The following is a 13,500-nucleotide window of genomic DNA, read 5'->3' as shown; positions in this document are numbered from 1 at the left end:
CATGCAGAACTGGAGCAAGAACGTTGATTTCAACGATCGAGGTTACTTGCAGCCAGAGTCACTCGCTGAGTTACAAGAGGTAGTGCGCAGTACTGCAAAGTTGCGCGCACGTGGCACTGCCCATTGCTTCAATGAGATTGCGAATACAAGCAGCTACGCAATTAATCTTTCGAAGATGCCTCAGACTATTGAGATTAACCCTGAATCAAACTCGGTCACCGTTGCTGCTGGATTGAAGTACGGCGAACTTGCGCCCGTTCTTCACCAACAAGGATGGGCGCTTAATAATCTCGCATCTCTTCCACACATATCTATTGTTGGCTCGATTTCTACGGGCACTCATGGGTCAGGAATAAAGAATCAGAACTTGGCCAACCAAGTGCTTTCCATAGACCTAGTAACTGCCGAAGGCGAACTTCGCCATATTGATCGTACAAACCCAGCATTTAACGCACTCGTTGTAGGTCTTGGCCTCGGTGGAATTGTTTATCAGTACGAGTTAAAGATTGAACCAACATTTGAAATCCGGCAGGTGATTTATCCAGAGATACCTCTTGATGTTCTGCAACGTGGCTTTGATCAGATTATGGGCACCGCCTACAGCGTCAGCTACTTCACTAATTGGGATAGCGATCAGGTTGGAAATCTCTGGTGCAAATTCCGCGATAGTGAAGTAATTCCAGAAAGCATTGGCGGAAGTGCAAAGGCTGATAAGAAATATCACCCAATCCCTTCTGTTGATCCTGTTGCATGTACCGATCAACTTGGCGAACCTGGTTACTGGCATGAGCGCTTATCTCACTTCAAACTCGATTTCACTCCAAGTGTTGGTGAAGAGATTCAGACAGAGTTCTTTGTCGATCGCAAAGATGCAGCTGCTGCAATTGAGGCCGTAAGTAAGTTAGGTGCAGAAATCTCTCCACTCTTATGGATTACTGAACTTCGCACAATTGCCGCAGATGATCTTTGGCTCACTGGCGCATATCAGCGAGATACCTTGGCAATTCACTTCACTTGGAAGAAAGATGATGCAATTTACCCAGTGATTGAAAAAGTTGAAGCAGCTCTTCGACCATTTAATTACCGTCCTCATTGGGGCAAGGTATTTACAGCCGATGCTCGATATCTAAAGAGCGTCTATCCAAAGATGAGCGAATTCAAAGCCCTCGTCGAAGCGCTTGACCCCACCAAGAAGTTTGAAAATTCATTCACCCGCCGTTTCCTCGCATAATTTCCGAGGGTGAACCGCCCCATCGTTCGCGGTAGACTTCACCTGCAACTCGGAGACGTCGCATAGCCCGGTCGAGTGCGCCTCACTGCTAACGAGGTAAGGGGTTAAACCCTTCAGGAGTTCAAATCTCCTCGTCTCCGCTCTATTTTCACAATTGTTCCTTTCTATGGGAAATCTCAGCCTGTATCTATACCCTCCCTCGAATGAAAAGAAAACATCTAGCATTTATTGCCACTTCATCGGCATTCGTTCTCTTTGGTGCTGGTGCACTCACCACTCAAGCTCTCATGACCTCGCGCATAGAAAAACGAATCAATACCGAGTTACCTAAAGCTTCAGACATAACTGCTTCAGTTCCACTGGTTGATATGCCACAGAATCTCACTTCAGATTCAATCAAGTCTGCAGAGATCAATATCGGTAGTTATTCACTTAAAGGCAGCAAGGTGGAATCTTCAATTGCAATCTCGGCAAACAACATCAGTAAATCGAAGCCAACTCTCGTGGGCTCGTTGAATGTAACAGCAACTATTCCTGCTGCGACCATTATCAAATCAGCAGAGTTTGAAAATGCAGAAATTGTTGGAAATGCTCTGCAAGTTTCCGTTGGAGCAAGTGGCCTAGGCAAAGCCCTACTAACGCCGAAATTCTCAAATAATGCAATCTATTTTCAACTTCAGAGCATCTCAATTTTAGGTAATCCGATTCCTTCTTCATCTCTTCCGGCAGATATACAGAATCAAATCAAGAGCAAGAGCATTCGCGAATTAAGCGTTCCGAAGGGGTTGAAATTGAAGTCGGTTTCCTTGAGCTCTAAAGGGCTTTCAGTTAATCTACAAGGAAGCAATATCCAACTCGGCAAGCTCGGCTCAACGCTCTAGGAGGAATCATGAGATTAGATTTCCAGAGAATTCTTCCCAAGGATCCAACTCGGTACTCCGGATATCGAGCTATTCGAGTTATCTTGGCAATCTTTTTGATTGCAGTAGTAGGGCGAAGCACAATCCACCTAGTCGCATCTGATGGGGGAGCAAATAGCATCGCAGGCATTGATGTATCAGTCGCAGGTGGAGACAACATCATCGCCATTTTCCATCAATGGGGCGCAACACAATTACTTCTTGCTCTATTTCTTGTTCTTCTCTTTTTTCGCTATCCGGGTCTGACTCCACTAATTTTGCTAAGTCTTGCGATGGATCCTGTTCTACGAGCCATAGCAGGGCAGTTCAAGTCGGTCACAGCCGAGGGCACACCACCGGGTGAGAGCTTAAATTGGGTTGCTTTTTACTTTATCTCGGCTCTCTTTATCGCTTCATTGGCGGAGAAAAGCTCAAAGAAAGAATAAATCGGCAACATCGAAATGTAATTTACGGGCGATAGCCGTGTTGGGACTCTGAATTCACTTACTTCGAACCATTGATAATCGAAGAGTCCAATACTATTCACCCATGCCTCAATACAAAGTAGCAATCGTCGGTGCAGGACCAGCCGGTTACTTTGCGGCGCAAGCGTTACAGAATCTTCAGACCGAGGAACTGCAATTCTCCATCGACATGATTGAACGCCTTCCAACTCCTTGGGGCTTAGTTCGTAGCGGTGTTGCACCGGATCATCCAAAGATTAAGACGGTCGCAAAAGTATTTGAAAAAGTTGCGAATGAACCTAACTTCAGACTCTTTGCCAACGTTGAACTTGGTAGCGACTTAACTATTGAGCAACTGAAAGAGAAGTACGACGCAGTCGTTATTGCAACTGGTTCTGCTCTCGGTAAGAAGCTTGGAATTCCGGGTGAGGATCTTCCTGGGTCTATGTCTGCAGCGACTTTTGTGCCTTGGTATAACGCACACCCAGATTTCAAAGATGAATCAATTGATTTAAGTACAGATACAGCAGTTGTTATTGGTGCTGGAAACGTTGCTATGGACGTCGCTCGCATGTTGGCACTTGAACCGAGTGAACTAGATCCAACAGATACGGCCGATCACGCCATTGATGCGCTGAAGCAGAGCGCAGTTCGCAACGTCATTATCAGCGCACGCCGTGGACCTGAGCATGCGGCATTTACTTCCCCTGAACTACGCGAACTGCCAAAGCTAGAACACACCAACGTTGTGATGGAGAAGGCAGATATTGATGCTGCACTTGTGCGTGCAGGAGATGCTCCGGAAAAAGATGTGAAGAGCAATCTCGATGCGATGCTCCTTATCTCTGAAAAGGAAGCCACCAGCCACGAACGTACGATGAAGTTCCAGTTCTTGGCCACACCTTTAGAAATTAAGGGCGATGACCGCGTTGAAGAGGTTGTATTCCAGAAGACCGGAAGCGATGAGACATTTAGCGTTAAGTGCGGATTAGTCATTACAGCTATTGGCTATGAGGCTGCATCCCTTGAAGGTATTCCTTATGAAAAGGGCAAGGTCGTCAATACCGATGGCCGAGTAAATGAAAATGTCTATGTGGTTGGTTGGGCAAAGCGCGGACCTTCAGGGGTTATCGGCACAAATAAGTCAGATGCAGCCGATGTTATGAAGCTTCTGGTTGAAGATCTTGGAACGCCTAAGAACTCAGGTGATGTCACTGATGTAATTACACATAACAGTGTTGTAACTCAGCAGCATTGGCAGGCAATTAATGAAGCTGAAGTAGCTGCGGGTGAACCAGTTGGAAAGCCGCGTCGTAAATCAGTTGCGCGTGAAGATTTGTTGAAGCACGCAGGGCTCTAGAAGTTTTCATCATTCGTTAACCTACATTTAATCCTCAATCCCCTTTGTATCCTTGCTATTGGCGTTTCATATTGCCATGAAACCCTCAACCATATTTAAGTCTGCTTTTTCATTTCTTCTCGCAAGCGCGTTAGTCGCGGCAACTGGGCTTGCGATGGCTCCAAGCGCGCATTCCGCTACATATTCGCTTCCAAATTCACCAACAGCGGTGACTTCATATCTTGGATCTAGCGGAGTCGTCGTTCGCTGGACTCCTGGTGCTGATGTTGAGCCTGGAGTAACTGGTTTTGTTGTGTCAGCTGGAGCTGGTTCATGCCCAATATTTGTTCCCGTTAAGGCAAACAATGTTGTGACCATGCCAGTAGTTATCGGTCAACCAGCCGGCACACCTGTTGTGCAGGCAGTCAATGAATATGGTTTTTCACAGCCAAAAGCTTCAACCAAGTCGTACACCGCTGCACAACTTGCGACAGTGGCTTCTCCTACAAACAAAGCCGTGCAAGTCCTTCAGTTAAGTGATCTACACGGAGCCATTGAAGTTGGCACTTCATTCGGGGCGGCACTACTTGCAAGCAATTGGGAAGCTGATCGCAAAGCAAACGTAGCAACCATCGCTCTTTCATCTGGAGACAATATTGGCGCTGCGCCTCCGATTTCCACAGAATTTGAAGAAGTTCCTACCATCGAAACACTTAATGCAATAAAGCTAGATGTTTCAATTCCTGGTAACCATGAACATGATCGCAATTTAGATCACCTCAACAAGATGATTGGCATCTCAAACTTCCAGTGGGTTGTATCTAACTATGACGCAGAATCACTTGCAGTTCTGAAATCTGGCACCAAGGCGATGAAGAACTTCACAATCATCGAACGTGGTGGTGTGAAAGTCGGCGTAGTTGGTTCAAATACTCCTGAAACGATCGAACAGGTATTCCCAGGGAACCTCGATTACAAGACTTCCGCAGGTGAAAAGAAGACCATCACAATTAACCCGGGCGTCTCTGGCGTAAATAAGGCGATTACAGAGGCTAAGGCTGCTGGCGCTGAGATTGTTATTGCTCTCCTTCACCAAGGTTGGCTACAAAATGCTGATGGAACTGCGAAGGGTCAGCTCAATGAGTTGGCTGCGCAAATTAAGGGAGCAGCCGCAATCTACGGTGGACATAGCCACCAGACATTCGCTTCTGTCACTCCTGGAACAATTCGAACAACTCCAGTCGTTCTAGGTCAAACTCGAAATGCGGGTGTTGAGTACACACGCACTCAAATTTGTATCAAGCGAGAAAAGGTAGTTGGCCAATCCATTCAGCATGTATTGAAAGCCGCTGCACCAACCATCAATACAGGCGTGGTTAGCACAGTAACAACTCAGGATGTTGCGGCTGCTGCAATGGTAAAGAGCTACAAGGATCAACTAACAGCAAAGCTTGATGTGAAGATTGGAACTGTCTCAGGTGTCTTCCCACGCGGTGGATCTCCTGCGGTAGAACGATCAGGAGAAACTCCAATGGGTAATTACATTGCAGATCTCATGCGAGCAAAGTACAAGACAGATTTCGCGGTTCAAAATGGTGGTGGAATTCGCGATACCTTCCCTGCAAAGACTTACATTCCTGCAAATACTTCACTTGTGCGCACTGGGACAGGGGCGCTTGATGTGACGTTAGGTGATGCATTCACAGTCTTCCCATTCGGAAATCAGATTGCTACATCAGTAGTAACTGGTGAAAACCTATGGAAGGCGCTTGAAAATGGAGTCGGAGGAAACTACCCAGGTGATGGACGTTTCCCACAGATTTCAGGTTTCAAGTTCAGCTTCGATTCAACAAAGCCGGCTGGTAGCCGAATTGTCGAAGTCACGAAGCTAGATGGAACTGCAATTCCTAAGGATGGAAAGCAATACACAATCACAACGCTCGATTTCGTTATTTATGGCGGAGATGGTTATGTGAATGTGTTCTCACCAGACCAGGCAAAGGTTCAGGGTGCACTCCTTGACCTCTTTGTTGATGCCCTCAAGGCAGATCTCGCTGCTGGAAAAGTAACGCAAGTTCCTGCAGCAGATGGCCGCATTAAGAAGGTTGCTTAACTGCTCAATCACTTAAGAAAGAAGGCGCTCACTGAGGTGGGCGCCTTCTTTTTTGATGGCGCGCTGTCATTACGAAAGCGGCTTAATAATTCCTAGTTGCTCGCGGAAACCGAGTGAATCCCAAGCGTCAAATCCATCAAGTACAACGCCATCTTTTATGGTGTCGATAGAAACTCCATCAACTGCAATCTTTGCACCCGATGCTGCCTTACCTAAATATTCAGCGCCAGTATGTGTTCCTGTCAGGTGCCAGCGAGTTACAACGCGATCGCCTTCGGCGATGATTTCACGGACATCGAAGTGAAGATCAGGAAATGCTGCATGCCACTTCTTCCACTGTTCGCGGAATGATTCACGACCTACGCCAAACTTTGGGTCATTTCCCGCAGCATCGAGTGCGATAAATCGATCAATTGCCGATTCATCTTTCTGATTCCAGATTTGTTCAAAGAAATCAGCTGCAGCTTGGCGATTCTCTTCTAGTGAACTCATGAGGCAACCACGCTGATTTCTGAAGTTTTATATTCAAGAATGTGGGCTTTCTTTCCAACTGCGATTTCACCAACGGCATGTAGGCCCAGAGTCTTTGCAGGAAGTGTCGATGCGGCAAAGACGCAGTCTGCGATGTTGTTATTGGCGGCAAGGAGATTGATAAAGGCGCGATTCATAGTGAGCGTGCTTCCTGCGAGAGAGTGATTTGAGGTAAGGCGAGCGACGCCATCAACGACAACTACTTCGAGCGAACCGATTGAGTAGCTTCCATCTGCGCCACCTGCTGCCGACATGGAATCTGTAATCAAGATGGTTCGCTTATCGCCCGATGCAAGAACCTCTTTGAGAATCTCTTCAGATACGTGGATTCCATCGAGAATCATTTCAAGTGGGATTCTCTTCTCGGCAAGTGAAGCCTCAGCGATTGTTGTGCCACCGGCTGTTGGCTTAGGCATTCCATTGCTGAAGTGGGTAATCAGCTTTGCACCTGCTGCAAATGCAGCTTTTGTAGTTGCCGCATCTGCCTGTGAATGGCCAAGTGCCACCGTGACTCCACGAGAAGTCAGATACTCAATCGCTTCAATGCCGCCATCGAGTTCAGGGGCAAGGGTCATCATTGAGATTGCACCTTGACCGGCATCGAGAAGAGCTGAGAGTTCATCGATCTTTGGTGAGCGCAATAAAGATGGTTCGTGTGCACCGCAGCGCGCATGTGAAAGATATGGACCCTCGAGGTGGATTCCTTCAAAGACGCCAGCATTGACCATCGGAACTAAGCGCAGAATCTGCTCTTCGAGAACCCCGACAGGTTCGGTGACGAGGGATGCAATATGAGTAGTTGTTCCGTGCGTTAAGTGAACATTGCGAGCAGCGGCAACATTTTCAGGGGAGAGATCAGAGAAGTAGAAACCAGCGCCGCCATGAGAGTGAATATCAACAAAGCCAGGAATTAGCGTTCCGGTGTGGTTTGAATCGGGAGTTTCCGCGCAGTTAAGAGTGATTGTGGTGATGACACCGTCTGCAGCTTTAATGCAGACCTTTTCTTGCAACTTTCCATCGACAACTGCAGATGAGCCGTGAATATGCATTACTTACCCGCCTTCACGAGATCAAATGCCAACATGGCACAACCAATTGTTCCAGCCTTAGATCCGTAATGTGCAATCTCAAGACGTGGCTTACGTTGGAAGGTAAGTGATGCATCGAGGTAATCTCTAATTGGTTTGAGGAATGTTTCACCTGCATTGGAAAGTCCGCCACCGAAGACGATTACTTCAGGTGCAAGAATTGTGATCAGCGATTCGCAAGCACGAGCCATTGCAGCTGTTGCATCGCTCCAAACGTTTGTTGCTACAGCATCGCCTGCGATAACAAGCTTGAAAATCTCTTCTGTTGTTGTTCCAGTTTTTCCTGATTGAGCTTCGTAGGCTTTACTAATTGCAAGTGTTGATGATGCAGCTTCTAAACATCCGGTCTTGCCACAAACGCATGGATATTTACCATTGACGTTTACGTGGCCGATTTCGCCGGCGTAACCTTCAGCAGAACGAATCTCTCCATCGATAATTAGCGCTGCAGCGATACCGGTTCCAACAGGAATAAAGATTGCATTGCGCGCACCTTGTGCGGCGCCGCTGCGAAGTTCAGCAACTGCTGCCGTGCGTACATCGTGGCCAAAAGCGACAGGAATATTGATTGCTGTGTGCAGTAGATCGCGAATAGGAAGGTTCTTCCACTGCAGATTGCCGGACCAACGAGATGTTCCAGCAGGCTCATCGAGAGCGCCAGGTACTGCTAATCCCACTGCTTCAACCTTTTGTGCCGCACCGAATTCGGCAACGATTGCAGCAATTGCTTTGACTGTTTCTGCGCCAGTGGAATCTGCTTTAGGAGTAGGCGCAGTTATTGTGGCGATAACGTTGAAATCAGAGTCGACAAGAGCACTCTTGATCTCGGTTCCGCCTACATCTACTGCGACTACATAGCTCACAGAGATGAGTGTAATTACTTATCGAGAATGATGGAGCGTGCTAGACCGCGTGGATTATCAGCATCTACGCCACGCTTCTTCGCAATAGCGATTGCTACACGCTGAGCACGGATGAGATGAGCCATTGGGTCGAGCTTGCTTGATTCAAAGAGTGCACCGGTTGATTTGATATCGCGCACCAAGTCAGCAGGAATATCGCCAAATGCCCAGACAGCGCGCCCTGGTTGTGAAATCGATAGAGGACCGTGGCGGTAATCAAGTGCTGGGTATGCCTCAGCCCAGAACTGTGAAGATTCGCGAGTCTTCAGCGCTGCTTCGTGTGCGAGGCCGATTGTCCAACCGCGACCAAGGAAGCTGATCTGTTCAACTTCAACGAGATCAGAGATATCGCTTGCAAGTGCTTCTTCAGCATCTTTGACGATTGAGTTGAGATCAAAGCCAAGGTGAGCACGGAGCAGACCAAGGGCCGCAGTTGCCCAACGAGTTTGTAGAACTGATTGTTCATCAGCGAAATCCATAATGATTGTCTCTGTTGCGCGATCTTCAACAGGGGAGTTATGAATCGCTGTCAGAATGACAGAAGGAGTCTTTACCTTGCCAAGGAGTTCGACAATTTCAGTAGTTGTTCCAGAGCGAGAGATTGAGACGATGCGGTCGTACTTGCGCTCATAGTTAAATTCAGAGCCGGCATAGACATCGGTCTCGCCATGGCCTGCAGCCTCACGTAATGAGGCATATGCCATCGACATGAACCAAGAGCTTCCGCAGCCGACGACCGCCACGCGCTCGCCCTTCTTGGGGAGCTTGCTAAAGACGCTTGGGGCGAATTCGGCTACCTGGCGCCAGATTTGAGGCTGGGAGGCGATTTCGGCATCTGCATGGAAGGCGGTAGTCATGGCGCAACCGTAGGCGGAGCTCACCCCGAAAGTCAAGAAAATTGCGTGTTTTTGTCGTTATTTGTTCGTTACCAAACAGTTACATGCAAATCATTGATTTAGCCCCCCGAAGGTGGTCGACTACTTCCAACGAAGCCCCTTTGCCGGGGCCTAAACCCGTCAGGAGTTATACGAATGAAGAAAGTGACTCGCCTCAGCGCACTCGTTGCAGCTACAGGTTTGATCGCGGCTTCTGTCCTTGGCACATCAGCTAAGGCAGCAGACCCAGTCGAACTAAAGATGGTCGCAGCAGATTACGCAAACATGCAGCCATTCTGGGATGACCTCTCAGCAAGATTCACCAAAGCAAATCCAACAATTAAAGTTTCAGTCAACGTTGTTTCTTGGGAAACAATTGATGACAAGGTAAAGACACTTGTTGCAACAGGTCAGACACCTGACATTGTTAACAAGGGTGACTACTCAGCAGCAGCTGCTGAAGGTCTTCTCTACCGTGCAGACGAAGTAGTCAGCAAGGCAACTCTTGATGACATCGTCCCAACATTCCTTAACAACTCTAAGTACAACGGCGTTGCATACGCAGTTCCAGACTTAGCATCAGCTCGCGCACTCTTCTACAACAAGGACATTCTTAAGAAGGCTGGCGTCACAAAGCTACCTACAACTTGGACCGAACTTGAGAAGGTTCTCAAGCAGATCAAGGCGAAGGTTCCAGGCGTTTACCCATATGCACTTCCACTCGGACCAGAAGAAGCGCAAGCTGAATTTGCAATCTGGGCTGGCGGTAACGGCGGCGTAATGTTTAAGAACGGCAAGTGGGTTCTTAACTCAAAGGAAAACATCCAGACAATGGAATTCCTTAAGAAGCTCACAGATCAGAAGTTGACACAGCCAAACCCAGCTAAGTGTGATCGCACAGCATGTGCACAGGCGCTCTTCGCTGCAGGTAAGGCAGCATTCATTAACGGCTCAGTCTTCCTTGAAGGATGGCTTAAGGACAATGGTGGAGCTGCAATTAACGTTGGTTCAGGTTCATTCGTTGCTGCTCCAGGAAAGAAGCCTGTAACACTTGGTGTTCAGGATTACTTCACTGCATACAAGGCAAACGGACACAAGGCTGAAATCACAAAGTGGATGGACTTCATCTTCGAGCCTACAAACTATGCAGGATTCCTTAAGGCTGCAGGCGGCTTCATTCCTGCAACAAAGTCAGCGGGAGCGATTGCTGCAAAGGATCCAAAGCTTGCACCATTTATTAAGTTGCTTCCATCTGCAATCTTCTACCCAGGAGATCAGGCAGCATTCCCAGCAGTTAAGGGTGCTATCCAGCAGCAGATCGGTACAGCTCTTGTAAATCCAAAGAAGACCATGGATGCACTCCAAGCAAAGGCGCTTGCTGCATCTAAGTAATACCTGTCATATGTAGTGACAATGAAGTACGGGTTGGGGGTTCGCGAGTGATCGCGAGCCCCCGCTCTACTTATTTCGGTTGTCAACAAATAGAATTAGAATTGTCTTTAATGAAGGAGATCAGGGCGAATGCCTCAAATGCTGAAACGTAAGTCCCGTCTCGGTGCTCTCCCCTGGATATTCCCAGCGCTCTTTATGATTTTTGGCTTCGTACTGTGGCCTGCATTTGAAATGGTCCGTACATCATTTCAAGATGTCAGTTCTTCAGGGATTACCCAGGGATGGGCCGGGCTAGAAAACTATAGAAATCTTCTAGCTAATCCGGATCTACCCAATGTGCTGATTCGAACATTTATCTGGGTAGTGGGGATCGTTTTCTTTACAATCATCATCTCCCTTCCAGTAGCTCAACTACTTAATGCAAAGTACCCAGGGCGAAAAATTGTTCGCTGGGCCGTGATTATTCCTTGGGCTGCATCTGTAGTAATGAGCTCAACAATCTGGAAATGGATTCTCGATCCATATTACGGAGTGCTCAATAAGATTTTGATGGACTTAAATTTCTATGATGAGCCTGTAGATTTTCTTGCGGATCCAAAGCAGTCATTTGTTTGGCTCATGATTGTTGCAGTCTTTGTTTCGATTCCATTTACATCATTTGTGATTTTGGCTGGCCTTTCCACTATTCCCGATGACATCGTTGAAGCATCTACCGTTGACGGTGCAACGGCATGGAAAGGCTATAGATTCATTAAGTTCCCGCTGATTAAGCCGGCGCTTTTGGTTGCCATGGCCATTAACCTCATTAATATCTTCAACGCATTCCCAATTATTTGGGTAATTACTGCAGGAGGACCTGGTTATGAAACTGATACAACAACCACTCTGGGCTACAAGATCTCCTTCCGCGATCAAGATATTGGCCAATCTGCATCTATGGCATCACTTAACCTCATCATTATTCTGATCTTTATCGGCATCTTCCTAAAGGTATCCAAGAGCCAGGAGGAGAAGTAATGACATCCATTGTGGTTCCTAAGCGTCAAAAGCGCTTCACGGGAAAGAAGGTCAGCCTTGCTATCTCTGCGTGGATTCTTGGCTTCCTGTTCTTCGCGCCTTACTTCCAGATGCTCCTAACGGCTCTCAAGCCCAAGGAAGAGATCACATCTATCCCACCTACTTACTTCCCAAAGAAGTGGGCCTTCGAGAACTTCATTGGTGTGTGGAAAGAGATTCCACTAGGAACATTCATCAAGAGCTCTTTCATAATCTCTCTATCTGCCACCTTGATTGTTATGTTTATTGCAGTACCTGCTGCTTATTACGTGGCGCGCAATGATTTCCGCGGACGCAAAGTCTTCCTTTTCCTAGTACTCGTTACACAGATGTTTGCACCAACAGCGCTTGTCATCGGTATCTTCCGAGAAATCGCAAAACTCAATCTTGTAAATACCTACCTCGGACTAATCTTGGTTTATGCCGCATTCAATATGGCGTTCTCTATTTGGATTCTCTCCAGCTTCTTTGCAAGTATTCCTCAAGAAGTCGAAGAAGCTGCTTGGATTGATGGATGTAGTCGCTTGTCCACTCTTATCCGTATCGTTCTTCCGCTATCTCTTCCTGGACTTGCAACGGCTTTTATCTTCACCTTCATTGCGGCTTGGAATGAATTCGTCATCGCTCTGACTCTGACTTCTTCTCCAGAGCAAGAACCGCTTACCGTTGGTCTCACCGCACTTATCGGCTTCTACCAAGTCCAGTGGCAGTACCTCTTTGCCGGATCACTCATTGCTATCGCGCCAGTCGTCGTTCTCTTCGCACTTATTGAGAAGTGGTTGGTTGGCGGACTTACTGCCGGCAGCGTGAAGTGAGTAGACAAGAACGACTATCCAGAATCCTGGAGATAGTTGTCGAAAAAGGCAGCGTCGAAGTTGAAGATGTTGCTAACTCTCTCAAGGTATCTGCAGCAACGATTCGTCGTGACTTTGATTCGCTAGCTAAGAAACAACTGCTTTCCCGTACCCACGGAGGCGCAGTTGCCACGGGTGGTTCTCTTGGTCTTCCGCTTACCTACAAGGTTGCTAAAGAAGATGAGGTTAAGCAGCGCATCGCTGAAGCCGCGGCCGAGATGGTTTCTAGGCACGACATCATCGGAATCAACGGCGGAACAACTACTACGGCGGTTGCTCGCGCGATTGTCGCTCGTTCTGAGTTTGCACCCGGTGATCCTTCAGAACTTCAGCCAGCGCTTACAGTTGTAACGAACGCGGTAAATATCGCTGCCGAATTAACTGTTCGCCACCAAATTAAAATTGTTGTCACAGGTGGCGTTGCTCGCCCACAGTCTTACGAACTCACAGGTCCATTTGCTGAAGAAGTTTTAAAGGAAGTAAATATCGATATCGCCTTTCTTGGCGTTGAAGCAATCGATTCCGTTATTGGCGCTGCTGCACGTCACGAAGATGAAGCGCGCGTTAACCGCCAGATAGCTGCACGTGCGCGCAAGATTGTCGTTGTTACCGACAGCTCAAAGTTTGCAAAGAGTGCTTTCGCTTCAATTCGCCCAATTAGCGAGATTGATGTTCTGATTACCGATGATGGAATCGACCCAAAGATTGTCAAAGATTTTCGCGCACTTGGCGTCGAGATTGTGATTGTCTAAGGAG

Annotated in this window: 13 protein-coding genes and 1 tRNA gene; 10 read left to right on the top strand and 4 right to left on the bottom strand. The window is 47.6% G+C overall.

Translation table 11 applies throughout. From position 1 onward, the window contains the following. Window position 1 precedes the first annotated feature (1 nt). From A1sIA56_RS06615 to A1sIA56_RS06590, 6 genes are all read left to right on the top strand, one after another. Window positions 2-1,231 (top strand): FAD-binding protein, encoded by a 1,230-nt coding sequence (locus A1sIA56_RS06615; RefSeq protein WP_095674100.1) that lies wholly within the window; start codon window positions 2-4, stop codon window positions 1,229-1,231. A gap of 51 nt (window positions 1,232-1,282) precedes the next feature. After that, a tRNA-Ser gene (locus tag A1sIA56_RS06610) sits at window positions 1,283-1,371 on the top strand. A gap of 63 nt (window positions 1,372-1,434) precedes the next feature. Further along, entirely contained in the window at window positions 1,435-2,112 is a 678-nt protein-coding gene (locus A1sIA56_RS06605; RefSeq protein WP_095674099.1) for a hypothetical protein, read from the top strand. Window positions 2,113-2,120: 8 nt separating this feature from the next. Then, window positions 2,121-2,576, top strand: a complete 456-nt coding sequence (locus A1sIA56_RS06600; protein WP_095674098.1) for a hypothetical protein — start codon at window positions 2,121-2,123, stop codon at window positions 2,574-2,576. 103 nt (window positions 2,577-2,679) lie between these two features. After that, the gene (locus A1sIA56_RS06595) at window positions 2,680-3,954 is read left to right on the top strand and encodes an FAD-dependent oxidoreductase (protein ID WP_095674097.1); all 1,275 of its coding nucleotides are present in this window, start codon (window positions 2,680-2,682) and stop codon (window positions 3,952-3,954) included. A 76-nt stretch (window positions 3,955-4,030) separates the two neighbouring features. Then, window positions 4,031-6,046 carry a bifunctional metallophosphatase/5'-nucleotidase gene (locus tag A1sIA56_RS06590; protein WP_095674096.1) on the top strand — a complete coding sequence of 672 codons (2,016 nt, stop codon included), beginning with the start codon at window positions 4,031-4,033 and terminating at the stop codon, window positions 6,044-6,046. A gap of 69 nt (window positions 6,047-6,115) precedes the next feature. Here A1sIA56_RS06590 and A1sIA56_RS06585 read toward each other — a convergent pair whose 3' ends face one another. From A1sIA56_RS06585 to A1sIA56_RS06570, 4 genes are read right to left on the bottom strand one after another with little or no spacing between them, the layout of a single operon-like run. Continuing rightward, entirely contained in the window at window positions 6,116-6,538 is a 423-nt protein-coding gene (locus A1sIA56_RS06585) for an ester cyclase (RefSeq protein ID WP_095674095.1), read from the bottom strand. Further along, on the bottom strand, window positions 6,535-7,626 hold the full coding sequence (locus A1sIA56_RS06580; protein WP_095674094.1) for an N-acetylglucosamine-6-phosphate deacetylase: 1,092 nt from the start codon (window positions 7,624-7,626) through the stop codon (window positions 6,535-6,537). The genes A1sIA56_RS06585 and A1sIA56_RS06580 overlap by 4 nt, the downstream gene beginning before the upstream one ends. Beyond that, a complete protein-coding gene (locus tag A1sIA56_RS06575; RefSeq protein ID WP_190277001.1) occupies window positions 7,626-8,528 on the bottom strand; it encodes an ROK family protein in 903 nt (300 codons plus the stop codon). The genes A1sIA56_RS06580 and A1sIA56_RS06575 overlap by 1 nt, the downstream gene beginning before the upstream one ends. Before the next feature lie 14 nt (window positions 8,529-8,542). After that, window positions 8,543-9,424 carry an SIS domain-containing protein gene (locus A1sIA56_RS06570; protein ID WP_095674092.1) on the bottom strand — a complete coding sequence of 294 codons (882 nt, stop codon included), beginning with the start codon at window positions 9,422-9,424 and terminating at the stop codon, window positions 8,543-8,545. 174 nt (window positions 9,425-9,598) lie between these two features. On the opposite strand from A1sIA56_RS06570, the gene A1sIA56_RS06565 reads away from it, so the two are divergent. From A1sIA56_RS06565 to A1sIA56_RS06550, 4 genes are all read left to right on the top strand, one after another. After that, the gene (locus A1sIA56_RS06565; protein WP_095674091.1) at window positions 9,599-10,834 is read left to right on the top strand and encodes an extracellular solute-binding protein; all 1,236 of its coding nucleotides are present in this window, start codon (window positions 9,599-9,601) and stop codon (window positions 10,832-10,834) included. 138 nt (window positions 10,835-10,972) lie between these two features. Continuing rightward, window positions 10,973-11,851: a carbohydrate ABC transporter permease gene (locus tag A1sIA56_RS06560; protein ID WP_223298434.1), complete on the top strand. Its 879-nt coding sequence runs from the start codon at window positions 10,973-10,975 to the stop codon at window positions 11,849-11,851. Then, complete coding sequence (locus A1sIA56_RS06555; RefSeq protein WP_095674089.1) at window positions 11,851-12,705, top strand: carbohydrate ABC transporter permease; 855 nt, start codon at window positions 11,851-11,853, stop codon at window positions 12,703-12,705. Before A1sIA56_RS06560 ends, A1sIA56_RS06555 begins: the two co-directional genes overlap by 1 nt. Beyond that, a complete protein-coding gene (locus A1sIA56_RS06550) occupies window positions 12,702-13,496 on the top strand; it encodes a DeoR/GlpR family DNA-binding transcription regulator (RefSeq protein ID WP_095674088.1) in 795 nt (264 codons plus the stop codon). Before A1sIA56_RS06555 ends, A1sIA56_RS06550 begins: the two co-directional genes overlap by 4 nt. Window positions 13,497-13,500 lie beyond the last annotated feature (4 nt).

The organism is Candidatus Planktophila sulfonica (assembly GCF_002288065.1).
Taxonomy (GTDB): domain Bacteria; phylum Actinomycetota; class Actinomycetes; order Nanopelagicales; family Nanopelagicaceae; genus Planktophila; species Planktophila sulfonica.
This window is presented reverse-complemented; position numbering and strand designations above follow the sequence as displayed.